Source organism: Rickettsia endosymbiont of Ixodes pacificus (genome assembly GCF_000965155.1).
Taxonomy (GTDB): Bacteria; Pseudomonadota; Alphaproteobacteria; order Rickettsiales; family Rickettsiaceae; genus Rickettsia; species Rickettsia tamurae.
In genome coordinates this window covers 686,734-706,652 of the sequence record NZ_LAOP01000001.1, presented here as the reverse complement: position 1 = coordinate 706,652, position 19,919 = coordinate 686,734, and the positions used below count along the sequence as shown (strand labels likewise).

The window sequence follows — 19,919 nt, the reverse complement described above, 5'->3', positions numbered from 1 at the left end:
AAGGCTTGCTTGCGTGGAGCAGTAAAACCCACCATACGCATCAAGTTAAGCCATAATTGTTAATAATTTTAGTGTATTTAAGGAAGATAATCTGGTTTTACGATATTTATCTTTCAAAGAAAATCTCCCCCAATCTATAATTAATTTCTTAAGGAACTGCTTTAAATCATTAAGACGTCCAGTAATAGACAGGAATAATTCTCTTGACCTTTTCTGTAGTTCAATAAATGCTTTGGTTAAACTAATTTCTCTATCATTTGCTAATTCTACACAATTCGATAATCCATGAAAAATAAGCACACTACATAATTTACCATATAATTCACACAAAACTCTTGCAGGTTTACTTCTCCCTTTAAGATTTTCAATTTTTGCATGACTTTTATATAATTTAAATAATAATTCAATTTGCCATCTTGCTCGATAAATTATCATTATATGCTCAGCATTAACCATATCCTCTGATATATTAGTGATAAATATTGACCAATCTAGTAATCTCTGGTTTCTTGAAGAAGATTTATATTTATGAGACTTAGCTAATAAATTAGCCTTCCTTCTTCTACCAATAGCCTGTTCATCAGTCAATTTATGACATATAATCCGTAGCTTAACTTTTGCTTGTTTACCTAAAAGTACATCTTTTGATAAAAAGAATTTATTATCTAATAGGTTTAATAAATCAATTTTTTCCTCAGTGATAGGGTCATATATATTAGTATCTGCTTTATAACGACTAATAAAATATGCACCAAGTTCGATAATTTGAATAAATGAAGCTGGGACAAAATAACCTAAATCAGATATTAATAAGTCCTTAGTAGATATGTTTGATAAATGTTCTCTATATCCTTGATCAGCCCTTATACCTTATCCGCCATATTGGCAGGTAGAATAATATGGCTACTATCCAATAATTTAACGCTATTAAATTGCTGCAAAATGTTGCAATCAAGCGGCATAGTATTTCTAAATAATTTCAAGCATTGTTCATACATTGACTGCATAAATTTTACTGCTACCTCAGTAAACCTAAAGTCTAAGCCTTGGGCAGAAATATCTATAGTTTCTTCACTTAAAAAGTTACGCATTCCATCAAGACTACAATTACTATCGCTCATATTACCAAACACTATAGCTTTTAGAAAAGCTGAACCAGTTATTTTTCGTTGTCTCTTAATAAATCCTGTTGTAATGGATAAATTATTGGCTGTCTCTCCAAAAAACTCTTGGCATAGTTTTGCTAAGTTTACTATTTTCCCCATAGGATAAATTCTCACAATTTAGTTGTTAATCTTGCAAAAATTTATACCATATATTAGCTTCTTTTTAATTCATAATTTACTACCGTAATACCAGTATAACCTACTTGCTTTTCTTAACTTGATGCGTATGGTCCTATTGACTGGGGGCTAATCAAAAGACATTATAATTATATTATACAGCATGCTGTCTCATTGAAATTAGGGATAGCTAATACAGAATGCTTACTCAGAAAATTTACCAAGAGCAATGTACAACATGAAGCATACCAAGCTATTAGGGAGTTAGGAAGAGCGGTAAAAACTATTTTTCTATGTAATTATTTTAATTCTCTAGAACTAAGACAAGAAATACATAGTGCCTTAAATGTTGTAGAACGTTGGAATGGTGTTAATGACTTTATATTTTATGGGAAGACAGGAGTATTCCGTAGTAACAACCCACTAGAGCTAAAATTATCAACTTTATGTTTGCATTTATTACAGCTATCAATGGTCTACATCAATACTTTAATGTTACAACAGATATTAGTTGAATCATCTTGGGTGGAAAGGATGAGTAATGAAGACAAAAGAGCGATTTCTCCGCTAATTAGTGAACATATTAATCCATATGGAAGTTTTAGTTTAGATCTAAATAAGCGCTTAGCAATTAATATTGATCAGACTCTTTTTACACAAGAGGCAGCATCAATATGAATAAAAGAACCTCACCAAGAAAAAAAGCTCTACAATTAGCTAAATACCTAAGATCTGAGTCACCGGATTATGGTTACTTACGTACTGTATTTATGTATTTAAGGCAAGAATTAGAAGTGGCTGTTACTGTCCAACCTAAAAAATTACCCTATGTTCCAACTGAAGACGAAATACAGAAGTATTATGATGTAATATGGAAAAGTAAAAATATACAAGACATTATAATTATCAAAGTATTAATATATACAGGTATAAGAGTAAGTGAGCTGGTAAGGCTAAAAAAGCCTGATGTTGACTTGAATGGATGTCAAATTAGAATCATTGCTGGAAAAGGAAAAAAAGACAGAATAGTACCGTTTCCAAAAAGTTTTCGGGAAACATTGGCAATGTATATCACTAGCACCGCAGAGCATAAGACTTCTTACCTATTTGAGTCAAGTTGGAAGAAACCATATTCTGATAGAGGAATTAGAAGGATATTAGAAAAATATAGTAATTTGACAGGTATGCAACAAAACATTTCTCCACACAAATTACGTCATTTTTTATTTACTTGGCTTAAAAAAAGAGGAATAGACGATGCCCTTATTCAACCATACTCTGGTCATGAAACCCGCAAGTCTCTAGAGATTTATTCAAAATTATCGTTATCGGAAGCTCAAAAAATATATGAAGAAAATATAAAAAATTTTCCTGTTTAAACTCCTCAACTTTTCCGCCCCTTGCACGATCTTTAGTATTGGGCCTATTACTGGACGTCTTAATGATTTAGAGCAGTTCCTTAAGAAATTAATTATAGATTGGAGAAAATTTTCTTTGAAAGATAAATATCGTAAAACCAGATTATCTTCCTTAAATACACTAAAATTATTAACAATTATGGCTTAACTTGATGCGTATGGTTCTATGAACGGGGTCTGTCAGATTCTTTGTGTAAGTATGATTTCTCCATTTGCCCAATTTTGTAAATTAGTATCACAAAGTATGGCAAATTGATTTAAAGCCATCGCCCAATTCTTAATAGGCATTGTCTATTTTTAGAGGCATTTGTCAACGCTAAAAAGATTATTTTCTGAATCGATTTATCACCTGGAAATACCCCTTTATTTTTGATAATTTTACGGATTGGGTATAACAATATTTTTTCAACACTCAGTGTTAACTACTACAAATAGTCATTATTTTGTAGTGTTTCTATACTTCACAGTTTAAAAGATAAATACAGAAAAACAAAAAAATCTACCTTAGCTTCTCTCAAACTTATAACTTCTTCTTTAACTTGATGCGTATGGTAGTAGCTACTGTGTCACCCCGTGGCTTGACCACGGGGTCCATAAAAACAATAAAAAATACTAATAATTTCAGTAGATCCCGTGGTCAAGCCACGGGATGACAGAGGTGAAATTGATCCACGCAACAATATAGTCCAACCCAATTTAGTAACAGGCGTAAGAAAGAAAGCCTATAATAATAGGCAAGTTCAAATCAATTGACTATAGGAATTAAGCAAGAAAAATCGCATTTTAATTGAAAAGTCAAAAAGAATTACCCTACTATAGCTTGCATTAATTTAATATATGATATTTTGACTATTAACAAATCTCTATTTATTTATCGGTGTTTCTACCAAAGCATGCTTAAGTATTTGATCAATATTTGACACAGATATAATTTCTAGGCTTTCTTTTATATTCGGCGGTATATCTTTTAAGTCTTTAACATTCTCCTCAGGAATCAACACGGTTTTAATACCTCCCCTACTTGCAGCAAGTAACTTCTCTTTAAGACCACCGATAGGTAAAACATTTCCTCTTAAAGTAATTTCGCCTGTTATTGCCACGGTGCGGTGTACGGGTATTTTAGTCATCAACGAAACAATAGTCGTAAACAAAGCACAGCCGGCAGACGGTCCATCTTTTGGAATAGCTCCGGCCGGTACGTGAATATGAATATCAAAATCTTTATAATTGTCATATTTTAATCCAAAATTTGTTGCTCTGCTTCTAAAACAACTATAGGCAGCCATTGCCGATTCTTTCATAACATCACCAAGTTTTCCGGTGGTCTTTATTTCACCTTTCCCTGGAAATGCTAAAGCTTCTATAGTTAAAAGCTCCCCGCCTACTTCGGTGTAAGCAAGTCCCGTAGTACTTCCTATTTGATCTTCTTTCTCGGCAAGCCCGAAATTATATTTCTTAGCCCCTAAAAATTCTTCAAGATTATTACTATCTATGGCAATATGCTTAACACTTTTATCTGCTAAAATTTGCTTTAATGCCTTTCTAGTTAATGCCCCTATTTCACGTTCTAAAGCTCTTACGCCTGATTCCTTGGTATAATATCTAATTAAATCCAAAATTGCCGTCTCGGATATAGTAATTTCATCTTTCTTAATTTTATACATTTTAAATTGTTTCGGCACTAAATAATTTTTGGCGATTTGGAGCTTTTCTTCCTCTACATAACCGGAAATATATATTTTTTCCATTCTATCACTTAAAGCTCTAGGTAAATCATGAGAGTTAGCAGTAGCAATAAATATTACATTTGATAGATCATATTCTACTTCTAAATAATGATCAACAAAGTGACTATTCTGCTCAGGGTCTAATACCTCAAGTAAAGCGGATACCGGATCACCTCTAAAATCAGAACTCATTTTATCGATTTCATCAAGTAGCATTACAGGGTTACTAGTCTTAACTTTCTTAAGTTGACCTAAAATTTTACCGGGCATTGATCCAAGATAAGTTTTTCTATGCCCTCTGATTTCTGCTTCGTCTCTAACACCGCCGAGAGCAAATTTAGTATATTTTCTACCCATTCCTTCAGCAATAGATTTTACAAGTGAAGTTTTACCGACCCCTGGCGGACCGATTAAACATAATATAGGTCCTCTAATTTTACTTGAACGCTGTAATACCGCTAAATATTCTATAATTCGTTCTTTAACTTTTTCGAGTCCAAAATGATCACGATTTAAAATTTTCTCGGCTTGGTTAATATCTATTTTACTATTATCATGCTTACCCCAAGGCAAACTTAGCAAAGTCTCAAGATAATTACGCGTCACTCCCGACTCTGCCGACATTTGATTCATACTACGGAGTTTTTTAAGCTCTGATTCTGCTTTCTCTTTAGCTTCTTTAGATAATTTTAAACTTTTAATTTTTTTCTCGATATCGGCAAGTTCCGATTTATCTTCATCAAGCTCCTTTTGAATAGCTTTCATTTGTTCGTGCAGATAATAATCACGCTGCGTTTTTTCGATTTGCTTTCTTACTCTTTGCTGCAATGCCTGCTCGGTTTCTGAATTTACTGTATTGGAAGTAAGCGTACTAATAACCGTAGTGATACGCTTAAAAGGACTAGTTTCTTCTAATAAATGCTGCTTTACCTCAAGTGAAGTTATCAGATGTGAAGCTAATATATTTATAATATTTATGAAATTAGTGCTATTACTTATTTCTTTATTGATAGTTTCAATAATTTCCGCATTAACTTTCTTATCATTAATCGCATATTTACTAAATAGTTGTACTGCATTATCCACTAATGAACGCATGTTATTAACGTCAAATATTTCTTCATCCGGAATAATTTCGTAATTTGCTTCAAAAGCTTCTGCGCCTTTGATATTGCTTAGCTTTACTCTTGCTACTGCTTCTATTAAGATTTTTGCCGTATTATTAGGCAGCTTCACTATTTGGATAATCTTAGCAAGTATAGCTGTGTTATAAAGTTCATGTTTACTAGGGTTTTCTTGATCAAATTTTTTCTGTAAAGTTACTAAAATATATTTATTATTATCTTCCTCGGAAATGGTAGTATGAGAGAGTGCTTGCAGCGATTTTTGCCTACCCACAAAAATAGGAGCGATTACTCCTGGGAATACTACCATATCTCTCAGTGCCATTAATGGGAGGGATTTTTTATTCATCAATTAAAACCTTTTAAAATTTCTAATTATTAACTATATAATATAGTATCAACCTGATTTCAAGCTACCATTATTAATTATATTTATGAATTTATTACTACAACCTCCTCAAAATGTAGCAGCCGCACATAATAGAATAAAACAATATCTACATTTAACTCCGATCGTTCACTCTGAAAGCTTAAATGAGATGCTCGGTCATGAGATTTTTTTTAAGGTTGAATCATTACAAAAAACCGGTGCATTTAAAGTTAGAGGAGTGTTAAATCATTTATTAGAATTAAAAGAGCAAGGGAAATTACCTGATAAAATAGTCGGTTATAGTACGGGTAACCATGGGATTGGTCTTGCTTATGCAAGTAAATTATTCGGTATTAAAACAAGGATTTATTTACCGTTAAATACTTCAAAAGTAAAACAGCAAGCAGCTCTTTATTACGGCGGTGAAGTTATATATACAGATACTCGACAAGAAGCGGAAGAAAAAGCAAAAGAAGATGAAAAGCAAGGATTTTACTATATGCATCCTTCCGATAGTGATTCTACAATAGCAGGAGCAGGCACGTTATGCTATGAAGCATTACAGCAGCTAGGCTTTAGTCCTGATGCTATTTTTGCCTCTTGCGGCGGCGGCGGTTTAATTTCCGGCTCATATCTTGCCAAGGAATTAATATCACCGACAAGCTTGTTAATAGGTTCAGAACCTTTAAATGCCAATGATGCTTATTTATCTGTTAAAGATAATAAAATATATAGATTTAACTATGCTCCGAATACTATTGCGGACGGTCTTAAAACCTTGAACGTATCGGCTCGTACATTTGAATATCTGAAAAAGCTAGATCATTTTTATTTAGCAGAAGAATATGAAATATATTACTGGACGGCGTGGCTTACTCATTTACTTAAAGTTATATGCGAGCCGTCAAGTAGTATAAATATGGTTTCAGTAATAAATTTTTTAAAAACACAATCCAAACCTCAAAAACTACTAGTACTAATCTCAGGCGGTAATATCGCCCCTATTCTTTATAACGAGCTATGGAAAGAGGAGTATTTAAGCATCTCACCTAAATCTTTATGTTCTGATGTCATTCCTGCGAGGCATTGTTGCATGGATACCGAGTCGTCATTGCGAGGAGCGAAGCGACGCGGCAATCTAGAAAAATAATTAAAAAATTCTGATTTACAGAATTTTTTACTGGATTGCCACGCTCCTTTTAGTCGCTCGCAATGACGACTCGGTGTCCATACAACAATGCCTCGCAGGAATGACATAGAAGCAATGTAACAAAGCCTCCTCACAATGATGAAGTTATATTAAAATTTAACCCCTTCTTCGTACTGCTTCTTGATTTTTAGTAGAAGTATTAGGAGTAGTTTGCGGGGGTTTTATATTAGAGCTTCTTAGTTTTATTAAATCTTCAAATATGGTTTTATCAAAGCTATTGGATTGATTTTTCTTAATTCTGCTAAATTAAAATTATTAACTTGTTGCGGTTGAACTATAATAGGCTCACCCGTAACAGGAATTAAATTTTTAAATTTAGGATTAGTTGCTGCTTTATCTTTATTTTCATTTAAAAATTTTGTTAGACCTTCAGCAATTTCAGGATTTGTTAAAGCGTTTGAAAAGATTTTATCATTAATTGTCTTCACTACATATCCATCACTCAGAGTAATATATTTATCTACAACTTTTCCTAATCTTTCTTCCAAATAGTTTCTACCTGTAAATATCTGCTTAAATTTTCCCCATAAAGAAGTGCCTCTATCATTAATATCTTTTAATTCAGTAGCTATTTTAGTACTATTTTCAGTTAGATAAGTAGAATCTAACTTATTTAATTCCCTTATTATTATTTCAGGATTCTTTATGCCTGATGAGTTAGTAAGTATAATAGTTTGTTCTAATTGCTTACTAATTTTATTATTTTTTTCTAATCTATTACTAATCTGCTGCACCATATTAGTGGCTGCCTTTTGTAATTCCTTAAATTCCGCTTGAGATAATTGATTTACTCTTGGGATAAACTGCTTACTATCTTTATTAAATTTCTGGTTTTTATCTCCTTGAATAATAAATTTTTCATATTTCTCAAGTTTTTCCGGAGTGTTTTTAGGATCTTGTTTTAAGATTTCTATAGCTTTATCTTTTACAGCCTGTGCATATTGCTCTTTAGGTATAGAATTTCCGCTTACGGCTATTAATGCTTCTTTAGTTGCTCTTATAGGATTGGCAAAGATTTCTTCTTCATCTTCTATACCCATAAATGATAATTCATCAAAAGGTCCTCCTTTATTTAGAGGAAGTACAAAACCCTTAAGTGCTGCTTCAGCCCTTGCGACATCAAACTTTAGCTTATCTGCTGCACTAGGTATTAGTTTTGTATCTTGTCCTAAATTGATATGCAGATTATCTACTAATTTTTGTACATCTTTATTTTCTACAACTTCACTAATAATTTTACTGACAAGTACTTCAAGCGTACTAGTGATATATTCTTCAGATTGTAAATATTGTTGAATAGGATCGGGAGTAACAATATTTTTATTCAAAGTATCTAATCTACTATCTACGTTTTTATATCAACTATTTTACCTTTTACTGCAGCCGATATCTCAGTTACTTCATCGTTTTTTTTAATTTTTTCAATAGTATCATCTATATTAGTTATAATCTCTACCATATAATACTCATTATTAAGTTATTTGATATAATGAACTAAATTATCAAACTTCTTAAAAATTTGCAACTATATTATCATATAAATCACTACTTACTATGCCCTGACTGTTGCCTACTCTCTCTACTTTTATTAAGGTTTTCAACATGAGATATAGGGGTTGATATAGAAGACTTATAGCTTTGGGTTGCTACTTGTTTTAGCTCTTTTACTTCTGTTACAATATTGTTTCCTTTATTTGGTGCTTGTTTTTCTCTTTGTAGTTCTTCCGACAAATTTTTCATATCTATATACAAACTATTACTTTTTTCAAAGTTAGCGACTGCTTTATCTATATTTTTTTGAGCATAATCTGTACCGGTAATAGCACTTACTATTCTTTGTCATAGCTTAGGTTTGGCTACTCTTTGTAATTCTAATGCTATACTTTCTTCCGTAAATATCCAGGATTTAGCTCTGCCAATACTCTTTTAGCACCGTTAACAAGTGCATGATTGCTGCTCTCGAGTAATGGAGCAAAATTTGCAATAATGCTACTACCTTGTTCTTTCATTTCTTCCAGGTTTTCTTGAATTGCTGAAAAAGCCTGCATATCTTGATTGACTAATTTATTAAATTTATCGATATTTTCTTTTGATTCTAATTTATTTATATCTATTAAACATATTTCTTCAGCCGATTGAGTTTTTTCACCAAAACACGTTCGCGCATGTTTCATAATTGTATTCCTTAGAGGATCTAACAATTTTCTATCACGTAATAACGGTGTAACTAAATTAGAAGGTATTTCTATACTTTGCCCTATTTTCTCATATATTACTTCTCTTTCATTGCTAGGGAAAAAAGTAAGTTTACCATTATCTAATTTTGCAAGATCTACTGCCGGAAGAACTACTTTGTCTTTGAGTCGTTTTATTACGGCAATATCAATACCTTCTTGCGTAGAATACTGGTTTTCTATTTTTTAGGTAATGCTTTAATTTCTTCTTGTAGCTTATCAAAGTAGTTTGTATATTTGAGATTGTTTTTAATAAATTTGGAAATATTTTTTTGAATATCTTGTGTAGTTGCATTTATACTTAAGACTGGCTTTACAACTACTGTTGGGTCTTTATTATTATCAGGTTCAGAATATATTAAAGAATTAACTGCGTCTTTTACTCTAACATCATTCACATCTATTTTCTTGTTCTCACTTGCCTGCCCTATCTTGACTAGCTCTCCTACTATATAACCTTGCATTTGTTTCAAATCATCTCGTGATTTATTAATCAATTCTTCGGCTTTTTCCTGATTACTCTTATTTTCTGTCGTAGCTTCTTTAGACATAATTACTTCCTATATTAATTATTATTAATTAAATTAGATAATAATTAGTTAAAGAATGCAAACCATTTTAAAATTTATGAATGAAAATTAATTAAAACTTATAAAAAGAAGTGTATTTTTTCATAGAAGAGGTCCTGATCGTAATTTCATCAGGGATTTCGGTTATGAACCTTGAAGGGTAAGAACGGACTATTTCATAAAATATTTTTCGGTTTTCCGCATGGGTAATGTATAGGTCTTTTTTGGCTCTCGTAATGCCGACATAAGCAATGCGGCGTTCTTCTTCTAAGCCTTTTTCACCGTCTTCGTCTAGAGATCTTTGAGACGGAAATACCCCCTCTTCCCATCCCGGTAAAAACACTACGTCAAACTCAAGCCCTTTAGCTGCGTGCAGTGTCATTATAGTAACAGAGCCACCGTAATTGGTTTCAAGCACTTCATTTTCCATAACTAAGCTTGAATGTTCGATAAAATCATGAATATCGTTAAATTCGGCAATAGCTCTAAGCATTTCGTTAATATTTTCGATTCTACCTAATGCTTCTTCGGTTTTTTCTTCTTGAAGCATTTCAAGATAACCGGAATCATCAAGTATTGCTTTAACCACGTTTATTGGAGCATCTATACTAAATCTTTCGTACCAATTATCGATTTTAGTAACCAAATCTTTTAGAGAATCATATGATTTTGCTTTAATCTCACCTATTTCTAGCATTTCTTTAATGGCTGCGAAATTAGAAATATTTCGCTCAAGTGCATAAACTCTAATTTTATTTAAGCTAGCTGCACCTATTGCCCTTTTCGGCACATTTATAATACGCTCAAGTGCTAGATTGTCATTTTGATTCAAAGATATACGGATATAAGCAAGCACATCTCTTATTTCCATACGTTCATAGAACCGCAAACCGCCTATAATTTTATAAGGCATAGCACTATTTATAAAAGCCTCTTCAAAACTTCTAGTTTGGAAACCTGCCCGCACTAATATAGCGATATTACCTGCATTATATCGGTCTTCTCTCACTAACTTATCTATTTCGCCGGCTATATATCTTGCTTCTTCTTTATCACTCCAACAAGAAATAATTTTTATCTTTTCACCGCTTTCCCTATCCGTCCATAACGTTTTACCGTGACGGTTCTTATTATTATTGATAACATTGGAAGCAGCAGCAAGTATTGGCAAAGTTGATCTATAATTCTGCTCTAATTTAATAATTGTTGCACCTGCAAAATCTTTTTCAAAACGTAATATATTCCCGACTTCTGCTCCTCGCCAACCATAAATAGATTGATCATCATCCCCTACACAGCAGATATTTTTATATAAACTTGCGAGCATTCTTGCCCATAAATACTGGACAACGTTAGTGTCTTGATATTCATCGATTAAAATATATCGATATTTTTCTTGGTAATATCTTAGTATTTTGGGATTTTTAATAAAAAGCTCATTATTATAAAGTAGCAAATCTCCAAAATCTAAAACATTAGAAATAAGTAAATTTTTCTGATATTCTTCGTATACAAGTTTTGCCACCCGCTGCAGCGGTAAATTAGTATCTGATGCTGATAGTTTACTTGGTAATAATCCTTGATCTTTCCATCTCGAAATTATGATATGTATTAATTTAGGAGCATATTTTTTAGTATCAATATCTTTTAGCTTTACTATATCTTTAACTAGTTTTAATTGATCATCATGACTAATAATAGTAAATCTATTATTTAAACCAAGATTTAAATGCTCAATCTGGTCACGTAATATCCTAGCTGCCATTGAGTGGAAAGTGCCTATATTAAGACCATAGCAATTAATTAGACTATTAACTCTTTCAGCCATTTCTTTAGCAGCTTTATTAGTAAAAGTAACGGCTAGAATATTTTGAGGTGAGGCTAAATTTTGGTGAATAATATTAGCTATTCTTGAGGTAAGTACCTTTGTTTTACCTGTCCCTGCACCTGCAAGCAATAAAAGCGGTCCTTCAGTGTGAAGAACTGCTTTTTGTTGCTCTGGATTTAATGTATGTATGAAATCTTGATTTTGCATTGTACCTGTCATACCGTGGCTTGACCACGGTATCCATAAAAAAATTTAAAAAGACTAGACCCCGTGATCAAGGAACTAGGTGACACTGTTGGCCTTGTTGCATGGATCAATTCCACCACTGTCATCTAATTCTTCTCAGATTTTTAATAATATAAGAAATAGTAATTATCGGACTACAAATAATTATTTTAAATAACCTAAAATAAGAGATTAAATTTCTATCTTCAATAAACCAATTATATAAATCATTTATAGGTTTAATCTCAGCAGGAATAATATATTTATCTTTAAATAATTCTTTCAAAGCTCTTTTTGCCTGTTTTGCTTCTACTTTACGCTCTATTGTTAAGCTTTGATCATGTACTCGGTAGAAATATAAAGATTCCGGTATATGAGCAAATTTCGTAACAAGTCCAAAACGAAGCCAATATTCATAATCATCCACTAACTGTATATTTTCATTATATCCACCTACCTGCCTTGCTAAATCAACTCTATATAAGAAACATGCACCGACGCAATCTCTAATCGGTAAAAACTCAGGCGGTTCTTGATAAAGTCTTGCACCTATACTACCTTGCTCATCGATTAAAGTATAATCAGTATATACAAGCCCTATCTCAGGTGAATTATCAAGTGTCTTAACCATTTTTTCTAAAGCATTTTCATGGAAAAGATTATCATCTGAAGTCCAAGTAAAATACTCCCCCTTAGCCTCTTTAAAAGCAATATTAAGACTTGCCGGTAATCTTTTATTGGTCTCATTTACTATTACCTTAATACGTGAATCCTGCTCTGCATATTTCCTAGCTACTATAACACTATTATCTTTTGAGCAATCATCAATAATAATAAGCTCAAAATCTTTAAAGCTTTGATTAAGGCAGCTCTCAATAGCAAAAGGTAATAGCTTCTCTCTATTATAAACCGGTAAAACTATTGAGATTTTTGGAAGATTACTATGCATGTACTCCTAACATGTCAAGGGTATTTAAACTATTAATTATATCTTCTATTAGTTCTGATTCTTCAGATTTACATCCATCTTCAAAGATTAATATTGCTTAAAGCATTATTAAGCATTTTGGGTATTATAGTATTTTTCTCTTCAAACCTTTTAATTAGTTGCATCAAAGGATAAACATATTCAATTGATAACGATTCTTTATATTGATCTAATAGTCCAGCAAGACAATCAGATACTGCCCATAACCAAGGATCAGCTCCTTCATTATCTATTAAATCAAATACTTCATAAATTTTTTCAATTTGTACTTCAATATTATCTACAAGAACCGGCATAATTTTTACTATTTATTACTTAGATTATTATATTTTCTATGTCATTCCTGCGAAAGCGGGAATCCAGAAAAAATAATCTTAATACTGCTACAAAGAATTATATATTTTATAAAATAAGCATATAAAATAATTTTTTATATTCTTTACTAGATTCCTGCTTTCGCAGGAATGACATAAAAGGAACCATGCGGGCATTCTTAATTCTGTAAATTTATATATTTCGTATTTAGATATTCAAATATCCCTTCAAATGAGCCTTCAACTCCAAAACCTGAAGCTTTACGTCCTGCAAAAGGTGCTTTTGCATTTGCAGGTAACAGGTCGTTAATCGATACCATACCAAAATCAAGCTTACCGGCTATCATTTGTGCCACGGATATATTATTTGAATATACATATCCTTGCAAACCGTATTCTGTATTATTGGCACGTTCTATTACTTCATCCAAATCTTTAAATTTATAACAAGCAACTACCGGGCCAAATATTTCTGTTCTAAAGATATCCATATTATCCAAACAGTCAATAATAATAGTAGGCTCAATAAAATTATCAACAGCTTTACCGCCACAAATTAATTTAGCTCCTTTATTTTGTGCATCAATGAGTAGCTTTTGTATTTTTTCTATAGCAGCGTGATTAATTAATGGACCTACATCTGATGTCTTATCAAATCCGTCCCCGGGGCTTTAAGCTTAGTAAATTTAGCTTTTAGAATTTCTATAAATTTTTCATATATAGATTCTTCTATAAATATCCTATTAGGTGAAATACAAGACTGCCCGCTATTTCTAGTTTTAGCGATTACTAAATCACTTGCCACTTTTTCCAAATCATTAGACATCTTTTCAAACTTCGCTTCTAGAGGTAATTTAGATGTAAAACTCTACACGGGCTGTTGAAAAAGTTATAAAAAGAAGTAGAAAAGAGTTAATCTAAGGAATAAGCTGTATTTTTATGCTTAAATGAAGGTGTAAAGATGCAGGGTTATAAGCTTGATCAAAGTGTGAGATGTAATAGCCTTAGCTTAAGGCACATGATACCTAATGATCATTTATTAGTGAGGATTCATGAAGCTAAAGAATTAGAGTTTTCTTTTATCTATGAAATAACTAAGAATCGTTATTGTGCTAATTACGGACGTCCATCAATTGATCCTGTATTATTTTTTAGGATGCAAATAATAAGTTACTTATATGGTATAAAGTCAAATAGACGATTATGTAAAGAAATTCAGTTAAATATAGCATATAGGTGGTTTTGTGGTTTAAGTTTAGAGGATAAAGTACCGGATCATTCATCATTAAGTAGGATAAGAGATAGATTTGGGGTAGAACTATTTCAAGAAATATTTATAAGCTTGATTAAGCAATGGTATGAACTAGATATTATAAAAGGAGAAACAATTATTTCAGATGCCTCTTTAGTTGAATCTAATGCCTCTATGAATAGCCTAATATTAAGAAAAGATCAAGGTGATTCACAAAAGAGAGAATTAAAAAAATATGAACGTCGTTATCATGATTTCCGAGAAGGGAAAAAAGTAAGGAAAATATCTAATCAAACTCATGTCAGTAGGACAGATCCTGATTGTAGTCTTGTATCAAGAACTAATGGTTATAAAAAGCTATGTTATAAGACCCACTACTCAATTGATTCAGATTCACGTATTATAATAGATTGTTATGTAAGTACAGGATCACAACATGAGTGTATTGTACTTCCAAGTAGAGTTTGGAATATATTAAATAATTTTTCTTTTAGAGTAAAAGAATGGATAGCAGACAAAGGTTATGGTAGAGGTCCAACCTATGGATATTTTAAATTACTTGGAATTACAACTTATATACCTTTACATGTAGATAATCTTGGTGAAGGAAAAATAAGTAGGGGGGAATTTCAATATGATAGAGAACAGGATAGATATAAGTGTCCACAGGGACATTATCTTTATCCGTATGATAAATTAGATAAAAAACAAATAAAACGTTATCGTATTACAGGAGGGCATTGTAAAAATTGCTCTCTAAAATCAGGTTGTATTTCTGATAATTATAGTAATAGAGGACGATTTATTTATCGTAATCCTTATCAGGATGAAATAGATGAGGTAAAGGTCAGACAGAATAGAATTGATTTTAAGAAAAAACTAATTGAGAGAAAGTGGAAAATAGAAGGTCTATTTGGTGAAGCTAAGGAGAATCATGGTTTACGAGGAGCAAAATTTAGAAGTGTACAGAAAACACAGATTCAAATACTGATGATTGCGATAGTACAAAATTTTAAACGGATACTTAAAATTATTTTTTGGTTTTTTTATCTACTGCTATTAAAGATAAAAAAATATTAAAGTATTTGCAACCTTGTTGATTTTTTCAACAGCCCGTACACGGGCTGTTGAAAAAGTTATAAAAAGAAGTAGAAAAGAGTTAATCTAAGGAATAAGCTGTATTTTTATGCTTAAATGAAGGTGTAAAGATGCAGGGTTATAAGCTTGATCAAAGTGTGAGATGTAATAGCCTTAGCTTAAGGCACATGATACCTAATGATCATTTATTAGTGAGGATTCATGAAGCTAAAGAATTAGAGTTTTCTTTTATCTATGAAATAACTAAGAATCGTTATTGTGCTAATTACGGACGTCCATCAATTGATCCTGTATTATTTTTTAGGATGCAAATAATAAGTTACTTATATGGTATAAAGTCAAATAGACGATTATGTAAAGAAATTCAGTTAAATATAGCATATAGGTGGTTTTGTGGTTTAAGTTTAGAGGATAAAGTACCGGATCATTCATCATTAAGTAGGATAAGAGATAGATTTGGGGTAGAACTATTTCAAGAAATATTTATAAGCTTGATTAAGCAATGGTATGAACTAGATATTATAAAAGGAGAAACAATTATTTCAGATGCCTCTTTAGTTGAATCTAATGCCTCTATGAATAGCCTAATATTAAGAAAAGATCAAGGTGATTCACAAAAGAGAGAATTAAAAAAATATGAACGTCGTTATCATGATTTCCGAGAAGGGAAAAAAGTAAGGAAAATATCTAATCAAACTCATGTCAGTAGGACAGATCCTGATTGTAGTCTTGTATCAAGAACTAATGGTTATAAAAAGCTATGTTATAAGACCCACTACTCAATTGATTCAGATTCACGTATTATAATAGATTGTTATGTAAGTACAGGATCACAACATGAGTGTATTGTACTTCCAAGTAGAGTTTGGAATATATTAAATAATTTTTCTTTTAGAGTAAAAGAATGGATAGCAGACAAAGGTTATGGTAGAGGTCCAACCTATGGATATTTTAAATTACTTGGAATTACAACTTATATACCTTTACATGTAGATAATCTTGGTGAAGGAAAAATAAGTAGGGGGGAATTTCAATATGATAGAGAACAGGATAGATATAAGTGTCCACAGGGACATTATCTTTATCCGTATGATAAATTAGATAAAAAACAAATAAAACGTTATCGTATTACAGGAGGGCATTGTAAAAATTGCTCTCTAAAATCAGGTTGTATTTCTGATAATTATAGTAATAGAGGACGATTTATTTATCGTAATCCTTATCAGGATGAAATAGATGAGGTAAAGGTCAGACAGAATAGAATTGATTTTAAGAAAAAACTAATTGAGAGAAAGTGGAAAATAGAAGGTCTATTTGGTGAAGCTAAGGAGAATCATGGTTTACGAGGAGCAAAATTTAGAAGTGTACAGAAAACACAGATTCAAATACTGATGATTGCGATAGTACAAAATTTTAAACGGATACTTAAAATTATTTTTTGGTTTTTTTATCTACTGCTATTAAAGATAAAAAAATATTAAAGTATTTGCAACCTTGTTGATTTTTTCAACAGCCCGTACACTTGATCTGACAGGTAGAGATTGATTAAGCAGCAAAAGTGCTGTCAGATAAGTAAGAATTAATAGACTTATCTTGAGCAATTTTAATGCTATCCTTGAAAGTTTGCATAGGAGTTTTTCCATAACAGAACTTTCCAGAATGCGGTCTAGTATTGTTATATTTGTTTAAATATTGATCTAAGTCAATCTGTAAATCCTCTAATGAGCTATAAATCTTTTTACGGAAAGCTATATCATAAAATTCATCTTTTAAAGTTCTATGTAATCTTTCGCATATTCCATTAGTTTGAGGAGAACGTGCCTTAGTTTTAGTATGATCAATATTTTCTATAGCCAAATATAACTCAAAAGCATGATGTTCTACCTTACCACAATATTCCGTTCCTCTATCTGTAAGGATTCTCAGTAGTGGTACATCATGATTATTAAAGAAAGGTATTACCTTATCATTTAAAATATCAGCGGATGTTATTGCAGATTTATCAGTATAGAGTTTGCAAATAGCCACTCTAGAATAAGTGTCAATAAAGGTTTGTTGGTATATTCTACCTACTCCTTTCATATTACCGACATAATAGGTGTCTTGTGCACCAAGATAACCGGGATGCTGAGTATCAATTTCTCCATGAGCCTCTTTAATTTGTTTTGCTTTTTTTAAAGCAGATATCTGCTCTTCTGTCAGTAAGATACCGTCCTGTGCAGATTTAGCTTCTAAAGCTTTGAGTCGTTTCTTTAGAGTTTCAAGATCGTTGCGTAGCCAGATAGAACGTACACCACTGGATGACACTATAATACCTTGCTTTATTAGTGCTTGGCTCGCACGAAGCTGACCAAGAGCAGGATTCTCTATAGCAAGATTTATTACTGCTTGTTCTATATGTTCTGATACACGATTCTTTACTATAGGTTTCTTACGACTCATATCCACAAGAGCCGCTTCTCCGCCCATCTCATATAGTTCCTTGAAACGGTAAAAGCTATCTCTTGAATAGCCCATTACTTTACACGCAGTACTAACACTACCTAGTTGTTTTGCAAGTTCTAATAATCCTAATTTAGGTTTGATTATTTTTTGATCATAATTTGACATATTGTTCCTATTAATTGAGTTTTATATTTAGTTCGTGGATATGATAGATAACTCCTTAGTTATCTACATACCCACAAACTCGTCTAATTTCAATCTTAATATGTCAGATCAAATCTGAAGGTTTACAATTTAGACGTCGATCCGGTACTCGTATCCTCACGTACCAAAGCGTACGCTGCGGTACTGCGTTTCGTGTCTCCTTTAAATTCCTCTCTATAAGCTGGTTTGAAAAGATGTCTATTATCTGCAGTTATAATGAAAGGAGCATTACCGCCAAGTTCTAAAGATAAACGTTTTATAGTATTATCTGAATTTTGATATAGAATTTTACCGACATTTGTAGAACCGGTAAATGATAATTTACGAAGCCTAAAATCTTCACAAAAAGCCTTACCTATAATATCCGAATCACCGGTAATTACGTTAAATACTCCGGCAGGCAACCCGGCATCGCTTGCCAATTTTGCAAGCACTAAAGCCGATAAAGGCGTAAGGCTTGACGGTTTTAATATAACGCTGCAACCCGCAGCTATTGCAGGTACTACCTTGCGAGTAATCATTGCATTTGGAAAATTCCAAGGAGTTATAGCCGCAGAAGGTCCAACCGGCTCATATTGCGTAACAATTTTATGAGTTTTACTATTACCGGGTTTGATAGTTGAATGAATATTATGTATAGCATATGTATACCAATCAATAAAAGAGGCTCCGTATAGAATTTCTTTTTTTGATTCGGCAAGTACTTTACCCTGCTCTAGCGTTAATATATGACTTAGCTCATCAATATTTTCGATTACTAAATTATACCATTTTCTAAGAATCGCTATTCTTTCTTCAAATGAACTTTGTGACCATGAAGAAAAACTAGTCACCGTATTATTAATTGCTGAATTAATCTCAGATAATCCCAAATTCGGAACTGTAGCAATTTCTTTTAAGGTCGAAGGATTAATAACGGATATTTGCTTCCCGAACTCTATAAATTCACCGTTTATATAATTCTTTCCCGTAATGTTTTTAAGTAAGTTCATATATTTCTCATGGCATTATTGGGTGGATACTAAAATCGTCATTGCGAGGAAAATTACGAAGTAATTGACGAAGCAATCCAGTTAAAAATGCTAATATTTAGCATTTTTTTAATTTTTTCTAGATTGCCACGCTCCTTTCAGTCGCTCGCAATGACGAAAAAACTATTACAAACTTATCTTAAAATTATCCGGTAATACTAGCAAGAGAAATATAATAATTAAGCTACTTCATCGTAACAACTTCTTACCACGCCGGTAATATCTGTATCAGTCTCCTCTGTTCCAATTGTGAAATGTAATTTCTTTATCGGTATCTACCTTATCTCCAATAAAAACATCACCTTCTTGTACTCGTATTATCAAAATGTCTCAAGTTTGGATTCATCCATTTTATGTTTTATTGGATTTCCACAAGAGAGTTGAATCTCAGCAGTTAATAATTCTTTATTAAATTCAGCTTCTAATCTTATTGTTTCTAAAATTTTAGACAAACCATACTCTGTTATAAGGTCACCATCTACTAACTTATAAAATAACTCTCCTATTGCTATATCTGAAGTATCCGCATTATATAGTTCAGATTCTACTATATTCTCCTTATTATCCTTAAATCAACCACTTTCATCTGAAAGATGAAA

The 19,919-nt window shown here is 32.0% G+C and carries 12 protein-coding genes and 6 pseudogenes; 5 read left to right on the top strand and 13 right to left on the bottom strand.

Going from position 1 to position 19,919, the window contains the following annotated elements:
* Positions 1-45 precede the first annotated feature (45 nt).
* A pseudogene (locus tag REIP_RS03785) lies at positions 46-1,265 on the bottom strand (IS4 family transposase).
* Positions 1,266-1,400: 135 nt separating this feature from the next.
* Here REIP_RS03785 and REIP_RS03780 point away from each other — a divergent pair.
* The gene (locus tag REIP_RS03780) at positions 1,401-1,961 is read left to right on the top strand and encodes a Tn3 family transposase (protein ID WP_082068231.1); all 561 of its coding nucleotides are present in this window, start codon (positions 1,401-1,403) and stop codon (positions 1,959-1,961) included.
* A complete protein-coding gene (locus tag REIP_RS03775; RefSeq protein ID WP_045803832.1) occupies positions 1,958-2,662 on the top strand; it encodes a tyrosine-type recombinase/integrase in 705 nt (234 codons plus the stop codon). The genes REIP_RS03780 and REIP_RS03775 overlap by 4 nt, the downstream gene beginning before the upstream one ends.
* A gap of 902 nt (positions 2,663-3,564) precedes the next feature.
* Here the strand turns inward: REIP_RS03775 and lon are convergent.
* Entirely contained in the window at positions 3,565-5,901 is a 2,337-nt protein-coding gene (gene lon, locus REIP_RS03770) for an endopeptidase La (RefSeq protein WP_045803866.1), read from the bottom strand.
* A gap of 85 nt (positions 5,902-5,986) precedes the next feature.
* Between lon and REIP_RS03765 the strand changes: the two genes are divergently transcribed.
* On the top strand, positions 5,987-7,072 hold the full coding sequence (locus tag REIP_RS03765) for a serine/threonine dehydratase (protein ID WP_231569211.1): 1,086 nt from the start codon (positions 5,987-5,989) through the stop codon (positions 7,070-7,072).
* Positions 7,073-7,228: 156 nt separating this feature from the next.
* On the opposite strand, the pseudogene REIP_RS10865 reads toward REIP_RS03765, so the two are convergent.
* The 8 genes and pseudogenes from REIP_RS10865 to REIP_RS03725 all read right to left on the bottom strand — a co-directional run.
* Positions 7,229-8,591 (bottom strand): annotated as a pseudogene (locus REIP_RS10865) (hypothetical protein).
* A gap of 86 nt (positions 8,592-8,677) precedes the next feature.
* A complete protein-coding gene (locus tag REIP_RS03755) occupies positions 8,678-8,872 on the bottom strand; it encodes a hypothetical protein (protein ID WP_231569210.1) in 195 nt (64 codons plus the stop codon).
* Between the two features lie 137 nt (positions 8,873-9,009).
* The gene (locus tag REIP_RS11620) at positions 9,010-9,306 is read right to left on the bottom strand and encodes a hypothetical protein (RefSeq protein WP_197069234.1); all 297 of its coding nucleotides are present in this window, start codon (positions 9,304-9,306) and stop codon (positions 9,010-9,012) included.
* A 239-nt stretch (positions 9,307-9,545) separates the two neighbouring features.
* On the bottom strand, positions 9,546-9,917 hold the full coding sequence (locus tag REIP_RS03745; RefSeq protein WP_045803865.1) for a hypothetical protein: 372 nt from the start codon (positions 9,915-9,917) through the stop codon (positions 9,546-9,548).
* A 91-nt stretch (positions 9,918-10,008) separates the two neighbouring features.
* Positions 10,009-11,982 (bottom strand): DNA helicase PcrA, encoded by a 1,974-nt coding sequence (pcrA, locus tag REIP_RS03740; protein WP_023507856.1) that lies wholly within the window; start codon positions 11,980-11,982, stop codon positions 10,009-10,011.
* A gap of 109 nt (positions 11,983-12,091) precedes the next feature.
* Positions 12,092-12,937: a glycosyltransferase gene (locus tag REIP_RS03735; RefSeq protein ID WP_023507855.1), complete on the bottom strand. Its 846-nt coding sequence runs from the start codon at positions 12,935-12,937 to the stop codon at positions 12,092-12,094.
* A pseudogene (locus REIP_RS03730) lies at positions 12,930-13,272 on the bottom strand (hypothetical protein). Before REIP_RS03730 ends, REIP_RS03735 begins: the two are co-directional and overlap by 8 nt.
* 197 nt (positions 13,273-13,469) lie before the next feature.
* A pseudogene (locus REIP_RS03725) lies at positions 13,470-14,110 on the bottom strand (aldehyde dehydrogenase family protein); the annotation flags it as partial.
* A 198-nt stretch (positions 14,111-14,308) separates the two neighbouring features.
* Here REIP_RS03725 and REIP_RS03720 point away from each other — a divergent pair.
* A complete protein-coding gene (locus REIP_RS03720; RefSeq protein ID WP_172686766.1) occupies positions 14,309-15,622 on the top strand; it encodes a transposase in 1,314 nt (437 codons plus the stop codon).
* A gap of 185 nt (positions 15,623-15,807) precedes the next feature.
* The gene (locus REIP_RS03715; RefSeq protein WP_172686766.1) at positions 15,808-17,121 is read left to right on the top strand and encodes a transposase; all 1,314 of its coding nucleotides are present in this window, start codon (positions 15,808-15,810) and stop codon (positions 17,119-17,121) included.
* Positions 17,122-17,185: 64 nt separating this feature from the next.
* Here REIP_RS03715 and REIP_RS03710 read toward each other — a convergent pair whose 3' ends face one another.
* From REIP_RS03710 to REIP_RS13400, 3 genes and pseudogenes are all read right to left on the bottom strand, one after another.
* Positions 17,186-18,250 (bottom strand): IS481 family transposase, encoded by a 1,065-nt coding sequence (locus REIP_RS03710; protein WP_045803566.1) that lies wholly within the window; start codon positions 18,248-18,250, stop codon positions 17,186-17,188.
* Between the two features lie 239 nt (positions 18,251-18,489).
* Positions 18,490-19,281: pseudogene (locus REIP_RS03705) on the bottom strand (aldehyde dehydrogenase family protein); the annotation flags it as partial.
* A 37-nt stretch (positions 19,282-19,318) separates the two neighbouring features.
* Positions 19,319-19,422, bottom strand: a pseudogene (locus tag REIP_RS13400) (lytic transglycosylase domain-containing protein); the annotation flags it as partial.
* Between the last annotated feature and the right edge of the window lie 497 nt (positions 19,423-19,919).

What these genes read in the sequence shown, in the direction of transcription:
- REIP_RS03775 (WP_045803832.1), top strand. Translation starts at nt 1,958, where the DNA reads ATGAATAAAAGAACCTCACCAAGAAAAAAAGCTCTACAATTAGCTAAA.
- lon (WP_045803866.1), bottom strand. Translation starts at nt 5,901, where the DNA reads ATGAATAAAAAATCCCTCCCATTAATGGCACTGAGAGATATGGTAGTA.
- REIP_RS03765 (WP_231569211.1), top strand. Translation starts at nt 5,987, where the DNA reads ATGAATTTATTACTACAACCTCCTCAAAATGTAGCAGCCGCACATAAT.
- REIP_RS03755 (WP_231569210.1), bottom strand. Translation starts at nt 8,872, where the DNA reads ATGAAAAATTTGTCGGAAGAACTACAAAGAGAAAAACAAGCACCAAAT.
- REIP_RS11620 (WP_197069234.1), bottom strand. Translation starts at nt 9,306, where the DNA reads ATGAAACATGCGCGAACGTGTTTTGGTGAAAAAACTCAATCGGCTGAA.
- REIP_RS03745 (WP_045803865.1), bottom strand. Translation starts at nt 9,917, where the DNA reads ATGTCTAAAGAAGCTACGACAGAAAATAAGAGTAATCAGGAAAAAGCC.
- pcrA (WP_023507856.1), bottom strand. Translation starts at nt 11,982, where the DNA reads ATGACAGGTACAATGCAAAATCAAGATTTCATACATACATTAAATCCA.
- REIP_RS03735 (WP_023507855.1), bottom strand. Translation starts at nt 12,937, where the DNA reads ATGCATAGTAATCTTCCAAAAATCTCAATAGTTTTACCGGTTTATAAT.
- REIP_RS03720 (WP_172686766.1), top strand. Translation starts at nt 14,309, where the DNA reads ATGATACCTAATGATCATTTATTAGTGAGGATTCATGAAGCTAAAGAA.
- REIP_RS03715 (WP_172686766.1), top strand. Translation starts at nt 15,808, where the DNA reads ATGATACCTAATGATCATTTATTAGTGAGGATTCATGAAGCTAAAGAA.
- REIP_RS03710 (WP_045803566.1), bottom strand. Translation starts at nt 18,250, where the DNA reads ATGTCAAATTATGATCAAAAAATAATCAAACCTAAATTAGGATTATTA.